Source organism: Streptomyces sp. NPDC020780 (genome assembly GCF_044334475.1).
Classification (GTDB): domain Bacteria; phylum Actinomycetota; class Actinomycetes; order Streptomycetales; family Streptomycetaceae; genus Streptomyces.
On sequence record NZ_JBIRTB010000003.1, the window covers coordinates 68,812 to 85,875 of the forward strand.

Genomic DNA, 17,064 nt, shown 5'->3' on the forward strand with positions numbered 1-17,064 from the left:
CAAGGGATTCATGACCATGACCGCACGCTTCACCGGCAGCACCGTCCTCGTCACCGGCGGGGGCTCCGGCATCGGCCGGGCCACGGCACTCGCCTTCGCCGCCGAGGGGGCGTCGGTGGTCGTGGCCGGACGTACCGCCGTACCACTCGACGAGACGGTCGCCCTGATCGAGAAGGAGGGCGGTTCGGCGGCCGCGGTCACCGCGGACGTGACCCGCTCCCAGGACGTCAGGGCCTTGGTCCGCCGCACCGTGGACCACTTCGGCAGTCTCGATGTCGCCGTCAACAACGCGGGCGTCTTCCGGGGCGGCACGCCCGTGGCCGACCTTTCCGAGCAGGACTGGCGCACTCTGCTCGACATCAACGTCACCGGTGTGCTGCTCAGCCTCCAGGCCGAAGTCGCCCAGATGCGCGACCAGCCCACCGGCGGCGCGATCGTCAACATCGCCTCCAACCTCGGTGCGCACAGCCGTGTCCCGGGCGTGGCCGGCTACGTCGCGACCAAGGCGGCCGTCTCCGCCCTGACCCGGGCGGCCGCGCTGGACCACATCGCCGACGGGGTACGCATCAACGCCGTCAGCCCCGGCCCGTCCGCCACCGCCATGTCCCTGCGGCCGGGCGAGACGGACGCCGGCCGTGCCGCCCGGATGAAGGGCGCCGTGCCGCTGGGCCGGGTCTCCTCCACCGCCGAGGTCGCGGCGGCCGTGCTGTATCTGGCCTCGCCGGATGCCGCGTCCGTGGTCGGCAGCGACCTGGTCGTGGACGGCGGCGCCTCCGCCTGACCGCCGGCCCGGTCGTACACCGGTTCCACCCGGGTACGGGCCGGGTACGGGCCCGGAAGGCTTCCCAGGGAAGGAGGGCAGCGGCACCGGCGTGGAGTTGCCGTTCCCGTGGTGTGCGAAAGCGCGGTGCCGGAGCGGGTGCGGGTCCGGTTCCCTGAGTGCCGAGACCGCGGACCGGAGTGGGGGCGGGCGATTGACTTCGCCGGTGCGTGAATCGTCATGATCTCGGTGTTGATCCCGGTGCGCCCTGCGATGCCAAGCTGAAGCCCCGTCCGGCCCGGTGCGTAACGAGAGGCGGTCTCCCCGTGGTCATCTTCGGGACGAGGAGCGGTTCGGTCCAGGGTTTCCGGGCCTCCGCCGACGTCATTGCCGTCCTTGGTATCCCCTACGCCGCTCCACCGTTCAGTGCCAACCGCTTCCGGGCACCCTTTCCGGTCCTGCGTCCGTGAGCCGGACGGGCGCCTCGGCAGCCTCGAACGCTTCTGCCAGTGGCTCGGCGCCGGTGCGGCCGGGCCGGGTCCGCCACACGAGCCGGCTCTGTCCCGTGGCGCCGGCCCCGGGCGTGGTCCGGTCGGGGTGCACGGGTACGGGAATGCCACCAAGTAGGCGATCCCGAGCGGCCGGCGCACGCGGTCTCCGCGGACGGAGCGGACGCTGCCGGCGGTCGTGCTCGCGCCCGCGCCCTCAGGACCCGGTGTGCGAGAACCGGTCCCGTAGCTCCCGCTTGAGGATCTTGCCGCTGGCGTTGCGCGGCAGCCGGTCGACGAACAGGACCTTCTTCGGAGCCTTGAAGGGGGCGAGCCCCTCGCGGGCGTGGGCGATGAGTTCGGCCTCCGTGACCTCGCCGCGCAGCACGACGATCGCGGTGACGGCCTCGATCCAGTGGTCGTCGGGCAGTCCGACGACCGCCGCCTCGGCCACTGCGGGGTGGGTGTACAGCGCGTCCTCCACCTGCCGGGAGGCGATCAGCACGCCCCCCGAGTTGATGACGTCCTTCACCCGGTCGACGACCGTGAAGTAGCCCTCGGAGTCGCGCACCGCGAGGTCCCCGGAGTGGAACCAGCCGTCGCGGAACGCCTCCGCGCTCTCCTGCGGCTTGTCCCAGTAGCCCTGGCACAGCTGCGGGGAGCGGTAGACCACTTCGCCCGCCGTCCCGTCGGGCACCTCCTTACCCTGCTCGTCCACGACCTTCGCCTCCACGAAGAGCACGGGCCGGCCGCAGGAGTCCATCCGGCCCTCGTGCTCGTCGGGGCCGAGGACGGTGGCGAGGGGGCCGATCTCGCTCTGCCCGAAGCAGTTGTAGAAGGCCAGCCCGGGCAGCCGCTCACGCAGCCGCTCCAGCACGGGCACCGGCATGACCGACGCTCCGTAGTAGGCCTTGCGCAGTGCTCCGAGGTCACGGGTGGCGAAGTCCGGGTGACCGGCGAAGGCGATCCAGACGGTGGGCGGGGCGAAGAGGCTGTCCGCCCTGCCCGCCTCGACCAGGTCGAAGACTCGGTCCGCGTCCGGGGAGTCAAGGATCGTGTTCTCGGCGCCCACCGCGAGGTACGGCAGCAGGAACACGTGCGTCTGCGCGGAGTGGTAGAGCGGCAGCGCGTGCACGGGGCGGTCGGTGGCGCGCAGGTCGAGGGCGGTGATCGCGCTGACGTACTCGTGGACCAGGGCGGCGTGGGTCATCATCGCCCCCTTGGGCTGGGCGGTGGTGCCGGAGGTGTACAGCAGCTGCACCAGGTCGTCGGCGCCGGGGGCGCGTTCCGGAGTGAAAGGCCGGGGGGTGCCCAGCTCGCCGAGGAGCGAGTCCGGGGCGTCGCGCAGGGGGCGTACGGCGTGGCCCGGGGGCACCCGCCCGGCGAGGCCGGGGTCGGTGAGGACGAGGGAGCTGCCGGACTGCCGGAGGATGTAGGCGAGATCGTCGCCGGTGAGGTTCTGATTGACCGGCACATGGACCAGCCCGGCGCGCGCGCAGGCCAGGAAGGCGATGAGGTACGCGTCGGAGTTGTGGGCGTAGCAGGCGACCCTGTCCCCGGGGCGCAGCCCGTCGGTGCCGGTCAGGACGGCCGCCGCCGTGCTGACGGCCGCGTCCAGGGCCGCGTAGCTCCAGGACCGGTCCGCGTACCGCACGGCGGTGCGCTCGGGGGTGCGCCGTGCGCTGCGCGCCACGACTCCGTCGACTGTGCTGCTGCGTACACCTGTCATGACGTGATCCTGTGCGTCGGGGCGCCGGGGGTCAAGGGACCGGGGGGGCGACAGCTCCGGCGCCCGGACAGGAAACACCTTTTCGCAGCCGCGAACGCTCACCCGCGCCGGCGGCCGATAGGACTGACGCTTCGTCAGATCCTTTGTTGTGCAAGGGAAGCACGCAGGGGCGGTGGCGACAGTAATCTCTGCTTCGGCAGGAAGTTTCACTGTCGGGCGAGATCTCGAAAGTTACTTTCGCGCTGGTGCTGTCGACCTGAGGGGAAGGGATTTCGGATGGCCGGGAACGTGTCGGACCGGGGAATGAGCCGTCGGAGGATGGGCGGCGGGATACTGGCGCTGGGCGGAGCGCTCGCGCTGGCGCCGCTCCCCTTCGCGGGGGCGGCGGGAGCGGCTGCCGGCGCCGAGCGGGGCACGGAAGCGGCGGGTACGGGAGCCGGGACGGGTATGGGATCTGGGTCGGGCGGACCGACGCTGCGGCGGGGCTCGGCCGCGCGTGCCGGGCTGCTGGCCGGCCCTCTCGAGGAGCTCGTGGCGGACGCGGAGAAGTACCTCGCCGACTCCCCCGCGCACCCCTGGTACGCCGGCGCGGTGCTCCTCGCAGGACGCGGGGGGACCGTGGCCCTGCACCGGCCGATCGGGAAGGCGGTGCGCTACGCGGCCTACGACGAGAAGACCGACACGGGCGTGGAGTTCCCGGCGGACCAGCAGATCGCGATGGCCGAGGACACGGTCTTCGACCTGGCGTCGGTCTCCAAGCTGTTCACCTCGATCCTCGCGGTGCAGCAGATCGAGCGGGGCACTCTGACGCTGGAGGCACCGGTCGCCTCGTACCTTCCGGACTTCGCGGGCGGGGGCAAGCAGGACATCACCGTCCGGCAGTTGCTCACCCACACCTCCGGGTTCCGGGCGTGGATCCCGCTCTACAAGGAAGCGACCCGGGAAGGCAGACTCCGCCTGCTGTGGAACGAGGTGCCGGCCTCCGCCCCCGGGACCGCGTACCGCTACTCCGACCTCAACCTCATCTCGCTGCAGCTGGTCCTGGAGGAGATCACCGGTCGCACTCAGGATGTCCTGCTCCGCGAGGAGATCACCGCTCCACTCGGGATGCACCGCACGCGGTACAACCCGCCCGCCTCGTGGAAGCCGAAGATCGCCGCCACGGAGGACGCCCGGCTGCCCTGGTCGGGCCTGGAGCGGGGGCTGGTCTGGGGCGAGGTGCACGATGAGAACGCGTACAGCCTGGACGGGGTGGCCGGCCACGCGGGCGTCTTCTCCTGCGCCTGGGACCTGGCGGTCCTGGCCCGTACGCTGCTGAACGGGGGTGTCTACGGGCGGTCCCGAATCCTGTCCGAGGAGTCGGTGGACCTCCTGTTCACCGACTTCAACACCGCGTTCCCCGGTGACGAGCACGGTCTGGGCTTCGAGCTGTACCAGCACTGGTACATGGGGGCGATGGCCACCCCGCGCACAGCCGGCCACACGGGCTTCACCGGTACCAGCCTGGTGGTCGATCCGACGACGGACTCGTTCCTGATCGTGCTGGGGAACTCCGTCCATCCGGTAAGGAGTTGGCGGTCGGGCAGTGCGCCGCGGGTGGCCACGGCCAACCGGATGGCCCGCGCGGTACCGGTCCGCCCCGCGCACGGCCGTACCGCCTGGTTCTCCGGCATGGCGAGCTCCGCCGAGGCCACACTCGCGCTGCCGTCGCTGCGGCCGGCCTCCCCGCGCCCGGTGCTGAGCTGTGCGCTGTGGTGGGACACCGAGCCGGGCTCCGACTTCCTGCGCCTGGAGGCCTCCTCGGACGCCGGGGTGTCGTGGCGGCCGGTGCCGTTCAGCACCGTCCCGGGCGAGGGGGACGACGCGGGGGAACCCGTGTCGCACACCACCGGCTCGGTGTCCGGGTGGTCCGGGCGCGTCTGGCACCGGCTGGAGGCGGACCTGGCCGCCTGGCGCGGGAAGGACGTCCTGCTGCGCTGGCGGTACTCCACCGACCGGTTGTACGTGGGACGCGGCGCGTACGTGGACGGCCTCCGGGTCCGGGACGGGAGCCGTGCGCTCTTCGACGAGACCAGGCCGGGCGACGCGCGGCGCGTCGAGGCGACGGGATGGACCGTGTCGAACGACTGACCGCTGGCTACCGGCCGGTGGGCCGGGCTCGACGGCCCCCGTCCGGTCCTCCGGCCTGGCGGGGGCGGTCCGTCGTCCGCCGTCAGCGCGCGGCGGGGAGGGCCGCTCCCGTCGCGGCGAGGGCCGGACCGGCGGCGGGTGCCTGCGCCGTCGATTCCCGCACCACCAGCCGAGGCCTGATCAGCAGGGACCGACCGGCCGAGGGTGCGGAGTCGATCCGGGCCCTGAGCTGCTGGAAGGTCTCGGCGGCCATCTCCGGGAGCGGCTGGCGGACGGTGGTGAGCGGCGGTTCGAAGAGATCGGCGAGCAGGATGTCGTCGAAGCCCACCACCGAGACGTCCCGGCCGGCGGTGAGACCGGCGTCCCTGACGCCCCGGCAGATGCCGATCGCGCACATGTCGTTGATCGCGACGAATCCCGTGGGCGGGTGCGGCCGCGCCAGAAGCTCCCGGGCCGCGTTCCGACCCAGCTCCGCCGCGTCCTTGTCCCCGAACTCGGTGGTGTCCGCACCGGGCCAGACGATCGCGTCCGCGGGATCCAGGCCCGCCGCCTCCAGGGCCGCCCGGAATCCGCGCAGCCGCTCCCGGCGGTTGACACTGTTGACGGAGCCGGAGACGAACGCGAGTCTGCGGTGGCCCAGACCGACGAGATGACGGGTGGCCAGCTCGGCTCCCATCGCGTTGTCCACGCTGATGCTGGCCAGTGACGAGGGGTCCCCCGCCTGCGCGGTGCGGTCGAAGGCCACCATTCTGAGCCCGCGGCTCAGCAGCGGCGTCATGTGCTCCAGCGAGGGCAGCGAGGAGCACAGGACCACGCCGCTGACCCCGTCCGCGAGCAGTTCCTCACCGTACTTCAGCTCCCGGGCCGGATCGCGCTCGCTGTTGCAGAGCAGTACGTGGTAGCCCTCGGCCAGCGCGATGGCCTCCAGTTCCCGTGCCAGCGCGCCCCAGAAGGGGTTGGCCACGGACGGCACGATGAGGCCGATGACCTTGATCCGGCCGGTCCGCAGCATGCGGGCCGCCCGGTTGGGACGGTAGCTGAGCTCCTCTATCGCCCGCTCGACGCGAGCCAGGGTGGCCGCCTGCATACGGTCGGTCCGTCCGTTGAGGACGTTGGAGACCGTGCTCGCGGAGACTCCTGCGGCCTCCGCGACCTGATGGATCGTTACCCCGCTCATGCCACCTCCGGTTCGGAACCACTGCCAGCCTAGTGTACCGATTTACTGAACTCACTCCACCGGTACACCCGTTAATCTCCCTGAAAATTCTTGTGCATCAGCTGTTGACGCCGCTCTCGGCTCGTTCTTAGTCTCAGTGCATCGATTTACCAGCACTTCCCAGCCAGATGCGGGACGTCCTAGCTGGATCGATCCACTGACTCCACCTCAAAAGGGGTGTCCCATGGAACTCAACAGACGATCCGTGCTCGCCGCCATCGGCGCGGGTACCGCAGCCGCCGCACTCTCCGGCTGCGGCGGCGGCTCGGCGACGGCCGGTTCGGCCGACGGCCCCGCCGAGGGCGAGATCACTCTGCTCACCCCGATCTACGAAGGTTCCGACGGCAAGACGCTGCTGGAACAGAAGATCATCGGCGGTTTCCGGAAGAAGTACCCGGACGTCAAGGTGAACGTGGACTACACCACGTACGCCCAGCTCAACGAGAAGATCACCACCGGTCTCGCGGGCGGGATACTGCCCGACGTGCTGATGATGGGCGTCGGCTGGATCCCCCCGTTCGCCGCGAAGAAGGCCATCGCCGAACTGCCGGAGAAGCTGGCCACCGCGCACGACTACGAGAAGCGCGTGCTGGAGCCCTCGCGTTACGACGGCCGGCTGTACGCACTGCCCGTCGTCCTCGACACCCGCATCGTCGTGTACCGCAAGGACCACTTCGCCGAGGCGGGTGTGCGCAAGCCCCCTGCCGACTGGGCCGAGCTGCGGGCGGTCGCCAAGCAGCTGACGGGCGGCGGGCGCATCGGTTTCGATCCGTTCTCCATCGATCTGCGCCAGTGCTGGGAGACGTTCCTCTTCGCCAACGGCGGTCAGCTGTTCAGCGCGGACGGCAGGAAGGTGCTGTTCACCGACGGACGGGGTGTCGAGGCGCTGCAGTTCTTCAAGGACCTGATCAGGGACGGCTCCGCCGACTACGCGAAGAAGACGGACGCCGGTGCCCCGTCGAACGTACAGACCGGCAAGGCCTCCATGATGATGACCACCAGTGCCCTGTGGAAGCAGGTCACGGAGCAGAACCCGGAGCTGATCGAGAACGACAGGCTCGGCTCGTTCGTCCTGGCCAACCGCAGGCCGGCGATGCTCCAGGGCGGCACACTGGTCACCCGGTCCGCACGGTCCCGGCACCCGGCGGCGGCGCTCGCCCTGGTGGAGTACCTGGCGTCGCCGGACTCCATCCTCGGAGCGGCGCGGCAGCGTGGTTCAGTGCCCGGTCTGCGCGACCTGAACGAGACGGGTTACGTCAAGGAGAACCAGTTCGTCGACCTCTCCCTGCGGAACCTGGAGCACGCCGTCTCGGAGGGCGGCACCGCGGCCTGGATGGAGATCCGCGAGAAGATCAAGCCGACGCTGGAGCCCGCGATCGTGGGCGGTCAGTCCGCGAAGGACGCCATCGCGGAGCTCGGCCGTCTCGCCGAGGCCGCCATCGGCCGGATGTGAGGAAGCGTCACTGTGGGAACGACAACCGTGGTGAAGGCCCGGCCGTCCCGGCCGCCTTCCCCCGCTGAGAAGACGGAGTCCGCGCGTCCGCGCCGTGCACCCACCGGTCCGGGGCGCCGCCGCCGCCGGGCTGGCATGCTCATGGTGGCGCCCGCGCTGCTGCACGCCTCGCTGTGGATAGGCCTTCCGGTCCTGGTCTCGGTGGCGCTGGCCTTCACGAAGTACGACGTGCTGACCGCTCCGGAGTTCGTGGGCCTGGCCAACTTCCGGGACATGCTGGACGACGCGGTCTTCCGGAAGTCCGTCGTCAACACCCTGCTGTACACCTTCTTCACCGTGCCGTTCGGCATGGCGCTGGGCCTGCTGGTCGCGCTCGCCCTGCACACGGGGCTGAAGGCACGCGGCCTCTTCCGTACCGCCGTGTTCCTTCCGCAGGTCACCGCCACCGTCGCGATCGCGCTGGTCTGGCTCTGGATCTACAACCCGGGCAACGGTCTGCTGAACGCGCTGCTGTCGTTCGTGGGCATCGACGGGCCCGCCTGGCTCTCCTCCACCACATGGGCGCTGCCGTCGGTGATCGTGGTCGGCATCTGGCAGGGCATCGGCATGAAGATGCTCATCTACCTGGCCGCGTTGCAGTCCTTGCCGAAGGAGCTGTACGAGGCGGCCTCGGTGGACGGGGCGTCCAAGGTCAGGCAGTTCTTCTCCATCACGCTGCCGCTGCTGAAGCCCGCGACGTTCTTCGTGCTCATCACCTCGATGATCAGCGCGTTCCAGTCCTTCGACCAGATCTACATCCTGACCGACGGCGGGCCCGCCAACAGCACCACGATGATGACGTACGAGATCTACAAATCCGCCTTCCGGGAGTTCCGCGTCGGTTACGCCAGCGCGCAGTCACTGGTGCTCTTCGTGCTGCTGATGGGCTTCACCCTGGTCAACCGGCGGATCATGGGAGGCAGTCGTGGCCACAGCTGAGCTGCGCGAGCCGGCCGCCGCGCCCAAGGTCCGGTCCGCTCGCGGACCGGTGCCCGCCGGACGGATCGCGCTGTACCTGACGTTGTCCGCGGTCTCCCTGCTGATGGTGGTGCCGTTCGTCTGGATGGTCCTCACCTCGCTCAGGAGCCCGGTGGAGATCGCCTCGCCGGACGCCGGACTGCTGCCGGAACACTGGGAATTCGGCAACTACGTGGACGCGCTGAAGGCGGCGCCGTTCGCCACGTACGCCCGTAACAGCTTCGTCATCGCGGTCAGTCACACCGTGCTCAACGTGCTGGTCGCCTCCATGGCCGGATACGCGCTGGCGCGCATCAGGTTCCGCGGCAGCGAGGTGATCTTCCTCCTCTTCATCGCGGCCCTGATGATCCCGACGTACACCAAGGTGCTGCCCGAGTTCCTCATCGTCCGCTTCATGCCGCTGGCCGGCGGCAACGACATCCTCGGGCAGGGGGGCAGCGGCTGGCTGGACAGCTGGTGGGCGCTCATCGTCCCGGGGGCCGTCACCCCGTTCGCGGTGTTCCTCTTCCGGCAGTTCTACCTGGACCTGCCGGTGGAGCTGGAGGAAGCGGCCCGGCTCGACGGTCTCGGCGAGTTCCGGATCTACTCCCGGATCATGTCTCCACAGGTCAAGCCCGCCTTCATCACGGTGGCGCTGCTGACCTTCGAAACCTCCTGGAACAACTTCCTCTGGCCGCTGCTGGTGACCCACTCGGACAGCATGCGGGTGATCCAGGTGGGTCTGTCCGTCTTCAAGACGGAGAACGGCACCCAGTGGCACTTCCTGATGGCGGGCACCACACTCGCCACCCTGCCCATGGTCGTCCTCTTCCTCATCGGCCAGCGGTACTTCGTCCAGGGCTTCGCAACCGCCGGTCTCAAGTGACCGGTCCCGGCTCACCGCGAGCCGGTCACCGAAAGGGCTACACCCATGTCTGCTGATCTCAACGGCTCCCGCGCGCTCGTGACGGGGGCGGGGCACGGAATCGGCCGTGCCATCGCCGTCGCGCTCGCCGAGGCCGGCGCCGACGTCGCCGTCCACTACCACTCCTCCGCCGACGAGGCGGCCCGCACGGTCTCCGCGATCGAGGCGCTGGGCCGCAGGGCCAAGGCTTTCCAGGCGGACGCGACCGTCACGGCGGAGGTCGACCGGATGGTCGAGGAGGCCACCGGCTTCCTCGGCGGCCTGGACGTCCTGGTCTGCAACGCCGGACATCTGATCGGCCGCGAGACGATCGCGGAGATGTCCGACGACCACTTCGAGCAGGTCATCTCGGTCAATCTCACCTCGACGTTCCGCACGGTGCGGGCCGCGCTGCCGCATCTCACGCGGTCGGCCGCCGGGCGCGTCATCACCATGTCCTCACTCGCGGCCCACAACGGCGGCGGCCCGGGGTCGGTGGCCTACGCCGCCGCCAAGGCCGGGGTCCGGGGCTTCACCAAGGGGCTGGCGAAGGAACTCGCCGGCACGGGTGTCACCGTCAACACGGTCGCCCCCGGCTTCATCAAGGGCACCGCCTTCCACGACACGTTCACCGCGCCCCAGGCGCAGGAGGCGATGGAGGCCGGCATCCCGGTCGGCCGGGCGGGCACGCCCGAGGACGTGGCCCACGCCGTCGTCCACCTGGCGTCGCCCGCCTCGGGGTTCCTGACCGCCACCACGGTGGACATCGACGGTGGCGTATGGCCGCGTTGAGGCGGATCGCCCGGGAGCGGGGCGGCTGGTGGCACGCGTACGTCTGCCCGGCGCACGGGGTCGAGCTCGACCACGGTGACCTGCTCGGCGGGGTCTTCCCCGACGGCGGCGCACGGTGTGCGCACGGCTGCCGGGTGGACACGGAGGCGGTGCGCGCCGCCTGGCTGGTGCTCTCCCACCAGGCGTGGGCCCGGCACCTGCGGGTGCTCGCCCACCGGGGCGACCGCGCGGAGGCCGTCGCCCGGCTCGTCGAGTACGCCGAGGTGTACGCGGGCCTCGCAGCGGAGCAGCACGCCGAGGCGCAGACGTGGATGCTGCGGGGCCGCCTCTTCCACCAGGCGCTGACCGACGCCATCTGGGCGGTGAACATCGGGCACACCGTGATCACCCTCGCCGGGACCGGCACCGACGACCTCGCCGTGCTGGTGCCGTTCCTGGAGGACCTGGAACGGGCGGCGCTGGACGCCCGCTCGGTACTGACCGGCCAGGGGCAGCTCGCGTCGAACTACACGGCGTGGCTGAACGCGGCCGGTGCGACGGCGAGCCGGGCGGCCGCGGCGGCCCGCGGCCGTGCGTGGAACGGCGCGAAGGAGTGGCTGGAGGGCGAGCACGGGCTGTACGCGCATCTGCGGTCGGCGGTCGCCGGGGACGGCTGGGAGTGGGAGGGCAGCACCTATTACCACGGGTTCGTGCTGCGGGCGGCCCTGCTGGCGCTGCGCACCGCCGATCCGGCGGCGCTGCCGGCCGATGTGGTGGCGGTGCTGACCGGGATGACGGACGTACTCGCGGTGATCGCGACGCCCGGCGGGATCCTGCCCGCCCTGCACGACGGCCCGTACCTGCGCCGTCCGCTCGCGCTCGAGTGGCTGGAACTGGTGGCACTCGCCCAGCAGTTGGTGCCCTCCTGCGCGCTGGACGCGGTGGCCTCCCGGGCCCGGGAGGAGCTCGGCGCGTACGACGACGGGCTGGACCGGGAGCTCGGCGGCTGGTTCGCCGGGCCGCCGCTGCCCGAACGGCCGGCGTCCGGCTCCGTCAGCGTCTTCCCGGCGGCCGGTTACGGGGTGGTGCGCGGGGGCGGCGTCCACGCCCTGCTGGACTTCGGCCCGCACGGCGGTTCGCACGGGCACCGGGACAAGCTGTCGCTGTATCTGTACGGGGACACCACGCCCTGGCAGCCGGACCCGGGCCAGGTGCCGTACGCGCATGCCGAGTTCCGCGAGCTGTACACGTCGACGCGGGCGCATCCGGCGTTCCGGGTGGACGGCGCCGAGCAGGCCGAGTGCGCGGGAGCCCTCCTCTCCTCGGACGCCCGCTCGGTGACCGCCGAGGTCACCACGGCGTACGACGGGGTCAGGGCGGTGCGGCGGGTGGCCGCCGGTCCCTGCTACCTCGTCGATCTGCTGACGGTGTCGGGCCGGGAGGCGCACCGCGTCACGGCCCAGCTGCGCCCGGGTACGGCGCTGGACATCCAGGCGCAGAGCGCCGGACCCGTGCGCACCACGTGGTACGGCGAGGAGACCCTGCACGGCTGGCACGCCCACACCCCGGGCGTGCCGGTGCGTCCGGTGGCGCGGCCGGCTCCCGGGCCGGCCGACGATCCGCAGCGCACGCGCACCTGGGTGGACTTCACCGGGGAGGGGGACCGGCTGGCCTTCGCCTCGGTGTACCAGGCCGCGTCGGCGCAGCCCGCCGTGGCCCGCGTCCGGTTCGACGGCGAGGAGCTGACCGTGGAGCTGGCGGACGGCACGAGCGCCTGTTTCGGGACGGAGGGCTGACCGTTGCTGCTCTCTGCCACCCCGCCGCCCGGACCGCGCCCCGCACAGGAGGTACGGCTGCGGGAGGAGGCCGCCCGCCACCGCGGCCTCACCCCGCCCCGTACGCACCCCCTGGCCAGCATCACCTGGCTCGGCCCGGCCGCCTCCAACCCCGCGCTCGCCTACCGCGTCAGCGGCGACCGCGCGCACCTGGAGGAGAGCCGGCGCTGGATCGAGGCGGCGGTCCGGCTGCCGCACTGGGGCCGGGCCCACATGCCGGACCACGACCTGGACGCGGGCTGGCTGCTGCACCACCTCTCGCTCGCCTACCGGTGGATCGGTGACGAACTACCGGACGGGGTGGGCGCGCTGCTGCGGTACAAGCTGCTCCTGCAGGGCCGGCGCATGTACGAGTTCGCGGTGGCGAGCGAGGGCGGCTGGTGGTCGTCCTCGTACTGGCAGAACCACAACTGGATCTGTCACGCGGGCCTGGCGACGGCCGGCTACGTCCTGGGCAAGGAGCAGTGGACCGCGCGGGCCAAGGACAACCTCGGGACCGTCCTGGACCTGATGCCGCGCGACGGCTCGCACGCCGAAGGCGTCGTCTACTGGCGGTACGGGGTGCCGTTCCTCGCCGCCCACCTGGATCTTCTCCAGGAGGCGGAGGGGATCGACTGGTGGGAGCGCGGCGGGTTCCTCGCCGCCACCTTCCGCTACCGGCTCCACCAGACGGCACCCGGTTTCGCGTACAACGTCGACCACGGTGACTGCCATGACCGGCGCAGCGGCCACAGCGCGGGCCTGTACTACCGGCTCGCCGCCCGGTTCGGCATCCCGGAGGCGCAGTGGATGGGTGACCTGGCCTCGGGCGAACTGCTGTGGGCGGAGGCCGCGGAGAGCGGGGTGCGGCCGGGCATCCTGCCGGAGGCGTATCTGGAGTACCTCTGGTTCGACCCGTCCGTGCAGGCGGCCCGGCCGGCGGAGACGCGCGCCTTCTTCCCGGACCTCGGTCTGCTCACCGCGCGGACCGGCTGGGAGGACGGGGACACGCTGGTGTCGTTCAAGGCGAGTCCCGGCGGGGGTCACACAGCGTGGGAGGCCTCGGCGGCGCACCGGGCGGAGCGCGGCTGGGACACCCTGAACCAGGGGCACCACCATCCGGACTCCGGGTCGTTCGTCCTCGTCTCGCAGGGCGCGTTCCTCGCCGTGGACGAGGGCTACAGCAACCGCAAGCGGGCGGCGCACCACAATCTGCTGCTGGTGGACGGGCAGGGGTACGCGGACGAGGACCGGTACCACGTGTACCGGGACATCCCGTACGAGCGGCAGGCCCGGCAGCGGGACGTCCTGCTGGGCTCGGAGGAGGGCTGGGCGCACGCCACGGCGGAGATCGCCGCGATGTACGACCCCGCTCTCGGTCTCCGGCGCCTCGACCGGACGCTGGTGTTCACCCCGTCGGGGCGCCTGGTCCTGCTCGACCTGGCCGAGGCGGACGAGCCGCGGGAGTGGACGTTCCTGCTGCAGACGGACCGCCCGACCGAGCCGCGGCCGGACGGCGGCCGGCTGATCAGGTCGGGGGCCGCCACCGCTCTGGTGCGGCGGTTCTCCCCTCGGGACGCGCCGACCGTCACCGAGGTCACCGAGGTGGAGGCGAACCCCACGTCGAGTACGCCGGAGCTGCGTCTGACGCGGACGCTGCACACCCTGCGCACGACGGCCCCCCGCTCACGGGACGGGCTCTTCCTCACCGCCGTGACTCCCGGGCCGTCGGCGGCCGGCGAACAGGTGGACTGCGCGGACGGCCACGGAATCGTGTTCGGGCGGGGGGAGGAGAGCGTGTTCCTCTCCCCCGTCGCCCGCCGCATCCGTTCCGGGGCGCTGAGCGCCGACGCCGCCGCCGTCCTGTTCGCCGCCGGGGGTGCACCGCACGTCGTGCGGTGCACCCGTCTGGAGTTGGAGGGCGCCGTGCTCCTCGACGTGCCGCGCCCGTACACAGGAAAGGTGGGCTGACCATGCAGGCGACCGTGCCCGCGTCCGGCCGGACGGCGCTGCTGCGCGGTCTGGAGTTCCTCGCTTATCCGGCCGCGGCCGGGGCCGCGTGCACCGTGCTGTCCCTGGGCGTGGTGACCTGGCTGCCCGCGCTGGCCGCGATGGGGTACGCCCTGCAGCGGTGGCGCGTGGACGGGGACAGCCGGGTGTTCGCCGGGACGCTGGCCGCGTTCCCCCGCTACTGGCGGGCGCTGTGGCGGCACGGGCTGCTGTCCACGGTCCTGGCGGCGGTGCTCTGCGCGAACACCGTGTTCCTGCTGGGGCGCACGGAGCCCTGGAACTTCGTCGTACTCGCCGCGCAGGTGGGCATCACCGCCGCGCTCGTCATCCATCACGTCGCCCTCGCCGCGGAGGCCGGCCGGGCGCCCGGCGGCTCGGTCCGCTCCTGGACGGCGGGCGCCCTGGCGCTCGGCTTCGGCTCCGCCGCCCGGGGCACCGCGCTGCTCGGCGCGGCCGTGTCCGCCGTCCTGCTCTCCCTCGTCGTGCCGCTGGGCCCGCTGCTGCTGGGGCCCAGTGTTCCCGTACTGCTCGCTCTGTCCTTCGCCGATCCCAGGAGGCACTCCTCATGAGCCGTTCCCTGCGCACCCTCGTCGTCGCCGCCCTCGCGGCGGGCATGCCGCTCCTCCTCGCCCCGCCGTCCACGGCCGGTGAGGCGGCCACCGCCTACTACGTCTCCCCGTCCGGCAGCGACGCCGCTGCCGGAACGTCGGCGGGTGCTCCGCTCGCCACGATCCAGAGGGCGCTGAACCTGGCACCCACGGGTTCGGTGGTGAACCTCGCCCCGGGCACCTACCGGCAGGACGTGGTGACCCGGCGCTCCGGTGTGACGATCACGGGCCCCTCGACCGCGGTGGTCAAGGGGGCCGGTGACAGCCGGATCATCCAGGTACAGCACGACTCGACCACGCTGAGCGGCTTCACCGTGGACGGGCTGCACGGTTCCTCCGGCGATGTGGCGGGTTACCGGCTCAAGCTCATCTATGTCATGAGCACGACTCCCGGGAACGGCGTCGGTGCCCTTCACATCACCGGGATGACACTCAAGAACGCCGCCGACGAGTGTGTACGCCTGCGCTACCTGGTCACCGGAGCCGAGGTGAACGACAACACCATCAGCGACTGCGGGGTCGCCGACTTCAGGTTCGGCGGAGGAGGCAAGAACGGCGAGGGGATCTACCTCGGCACCGCCCCCGAACAGCAGGGCGCGAACGGCGCCCCGGACGCGGCGGCCGACATCAGCAGGAACAACCGCATCCACCACAACACCATCACCACCCGCGGTAACGAGTGTGTCGACGTGAAGGAGAACTCGACCAACAACTACGTCGAGTACAACGACTGCGGCGGCCAGAAGGACCCCAGCTCCGCGGGGCTGGACGCGCGCGGCAGCGGCAACATCTTCCGCTACAACACCGTGCACGACAACGTCGGCGCCGGCGTCCGCCTCGGCGGTGACACGGCGACCGACGGCATCGACACCAGCGTGTACGGCAACACCGTCACCGGGAACGCGGGCGGCGGCATCAAGTTCATGCGCACCCCGCAGGGTCCGGTCTGCGCCAACACCATGAGCGGCAACACCGGCGGCGACGCGGTCGGCACGTACGCGAGCGCGTACGACCCGACCGGCGCGTGCCCGCGGTGACCGGGGGGAACCCCGCCAGACGGCGGGTCCTGGGAGCCGCGGCCGCCGGACTGGCCTCGGCGGCCGTCGCGGCCCCCGCGGCCCACGCCGCGCGGAGCGGCGGGGCGGGCCGGCCGCGGTGGGCCACGTCCTGGGCCACTGCGCAGACCGCGCCGACCCCGGCCGACACCGTGGCGAGCGCGGGACTGACCGACGGCGTGTGCACGGCGGTCGTCCGGCTGTCCGCAGGCGGCGGGGTGCGGCTCCGGTACGGCAACGCCTTCGGAGCCGTACCGATCCTCGTCGGGCCCGTGACGGCGGAAGGGCGGGCCGTGACGTTCGGCGGGCAGCGGCAGGCGTGGCTGGCCGCCGGCGCCTCCTTGACCAGCGACCCCGTCGAAGGGCTGACCGTCCCTCAGGGCTCGGCGCTGACCGTGCGCACCCGGCTGCCGGGGCCGACCGGTCCGCTGTCCTTCCACCGCAACACCCACGCCTCGCACAGCGTCGACGGGGTCCGCACCACCTCGGTGTTCCTGCTGACCGGTGTCGAGGTGACCGGCGCCCACGGCCCCGTGGTGGCCGTGCTCGGCGACTCCATCGCGGAGGGGGTCGGCACGCCCGACGACGCCGACCTGCGCTGGCCGGACCAGCTGGCCCGGCGGTTTCCCGGATCGGCCGTCGCCAACCTCGGCGTCAGCGGCAACAGGCTGCTGCTGGACGACGCACGGTTCGGGCCGGGCGGGCAGGCGCGGTTCGACCGCGACGTCCTCCCGCTGCCCGGGCTGCGCACCGTACTCGTCCATCTCGGCGTCAACGACCTCCAGCAGCCGCCCTCCCTCACGGACCCCGCGCACCTCCTGGCCGGCTACCGCCAGCTGGTGCTGCGGGCCAGGAACGCGGGGCTGCGGACCGTGGGCGCGACCATCACCCCGTTCGAGGGATGGATCCGCTGGACCCCGGAGCTCGAGTCGGTCCGACAGCACGTCAACCGGGCCGTACGCACCGGCCGGCTGTTCGACGCGGTCGCCGACTTCGACGCCGCCCTGCACGACCCGGCGCGCCCGTCGCGCCTGCTGCCCGCCTTCGACAGCGGCGACGGCCTGCACCCCGATCCCTCCGGTCACGCCGCACTCGCCGCGGCCGTCGACCGCCGACACCTCCAGTGAGGG

General features: G+C 71.9%; 13 protein-coding genes. 11 read left to right on the forward strand and 2 right to left on the reverse strand.

Going from position 1 to position 17,064, the window contains the following annotated elements; all coding sequences use genetic code 11:
- Positions 1 to 16: 16 nt before the first annotated feature.
- A complete protein-coding gene (locus ACH4VO_RS06585) occupies positions 17 to 781 on the forward strand; it encodes a glucose 1-dehydrogenase (RefSeq protein WP_360989406.1) in 765 nt (254 codons plus the stop codon).
- A gap of 684 nt (positions 782 to 1,465) precedes the next feature.
- On the opposite strand, the gene ACH4VO_RS06590 is transcribed toward ACH4VO_RS06585, so the two are convergent.
- The gene (locus ACH4VO_RS06590) at positions 1,466 to 2,977 is read right to left on the reverse strand and encodes an acyl-CoA synthetase (protein ID WP_360989220.1); all 1,512 of its coding nucleotides are present in this window, start codon (positions 2,975 to 2,977) and stop codon (positions 1,466 to 1,468) included.
- Positions 2,978 to 3,253: 276 nt separating this feature from the next.
- Here ACH4VO_RS06590 and ACH4VO_RS06595 point away from each other — a divergent pair, with 276 nt between their 5' ends.
- Positions 3,254 to 5,107: a serine hydrolase gene (locus tag ACH4VO_RS06595; protein WP_360989218.1), complete on the forward strand. Its 1,854-nt coding sequence runs from the start codon at positions 3,254 to 3,256 to the stop codon at positions 5,105 to 5,107.
- 82 nt (positions 5,108 to 5,189) lie between these two features.
- Here ACH4VO_RS06595 and ACH4VO_RS06600 read toward each other — a convergent pair whose 3' ends face one another.
- Positions 5,190 to 6,284, reverse strand: coding sequence for a LacI family DNA-binding transcriptional regulator (locus ACH4VO_RS06600; protein ID WP_360989216.1), 1,095 nt, complete (start codon positions 6,282 to 6,284; stop codon positions 5,190 to 5,192).
- A 223-nt stretch (positions 6,285 to 6,507) separates the two neighbouring features.
- On the opposite strand from ACH4VO_RS06600, the gene ACH4VO_RS06605 reads away from it, so the two are divergent.
- The 9 genes from ACH4VO_RS06605 to ACH4VO_RS06645 are packed head-to-tail and all read left to right on the forward strand — an operon-like array spanning position 6,508 to position 17,061.
- The gene (locus tag ACH4VO_RS06605; RefSeq protein WP_360989213.1) at positions 6,508 to 7,776 is read left to right on the forward strand and encodes an ABC transporter substrate-binding protein; all 1,269 of its coding nucleotides are present in this window, start codon (positions 6,508 to 6,510) and stop codon (positions 7,774 to 7,776) included.
- A gap of 12 nt (positions 7,777 to 7,788) precedes the next feature.
- Entirely contained in the window at positions 7,789 to 8,754 is a 966-nt protein-coding gene (locus ACH4VO_RS06610) for a sugar ABC transporter permease (RefSeq protein WP_360989211.1), read from the forward strand.
- Positions 8,741 to 9,658, forward strand: a complete 918-nt coding sequence (locus ACH4VO_RS06615; protein ID WP_360989208.1) for a carbohydrate ABC transporter permease — start codon at positions 8,741 to 8,743, stop codon at positions 9,656 to 9,658. The genes ACH4VO_RS06610 and ACH4VO_RS06615 overlap by 14 nt, the downstream gene beginning before the upstream one ends.
- Positions 9,659 to 9,703: 45 nt before the next feature.
- Positions 9,704 to 10,468 carry an SDR family NAD(P)-dependent oxidoreductase gene (locus tag ACH4VO_RS06620; protein ID WP_360989205.1) on the forward strand — a complete coding sequence of 255 codons (765 nt, stop codon included), beginning with the start codon at positions 9,704 to 9,706 and terminating at the stop codon, positions 10,466 to 10,468.
- The gene (locus ACH4VO_RS06625; protein ID WP_360989202.1) at positions 10,456 to 12,243 is read left to right on the forward strand and encodes a heparinase II/III family protein; all 1,788 of its coding nucleotides are present in this window, start codon (positions 10,456 to 10,458) and stop codon (positions 12,241 to 12,243) included. Before ACH4VO_RS06620 ends, ACH4VO_RS06625 begins: the two co-directional genes overlap by 13 nt.
- Positions 12,244 to 12,246: 3 nt before the next feature.
- Entirely contained in the window at positions 12,247 to 14,232 is a 1,986-nt protein-coding gene (locus tag ACH4VO_RS06630; RefSeq protein ID WP_360989200.1) for a hypothetical protein, read from the forward strand.
- A gap of 2 nt (positions 14,233 to 14,234) precedes the next feature.
- A complete protein-coding gene (locus ACH4VO_RS06635) occupies positions 14,235 to 14,840 on the forward strand; it encodes a hypothetical protein (protein WP_360989197.1) in 606 nt (201 codons plus the stop codon).
- Positions 14,837 to 15,916 (forward strand): right-handed parallel beta-helix repeat-containing protein, encoded by a 1,080-nt coding sequence (locus ACH4VO_RS06640; RefSeq protein WP_360989194.1) that lies wholly within the window; start codon positions 14,837 to 14,839, stop codon positions 15,914 to 15,916. Before ACH4VO_RS06635 ends, ACH4VO_RS06640 begins: the two co-directional genes overlap by 4 nt.
- Positions 15,913 to 17,061 carry an SGNH/GDSL hydrolase family protein gene (locus tag ACH4VO_RS06645; protein ID WP_360989192.1) on the forward strand — a complete coding sequence of 383 codons (1,149 nt, stop codon included), beginning with the start codon at positions 15,913 to 15,915 and terminating at the stop codon, positions 17,059 to 17,061. Before ACH4VO_RS06640 ends, ACH4VO_RS06645 begins: the two co-directional genes overlap by 4 nt.
- Positions 17,062 to 17,064: the final 3 nt, after the last annotated feature.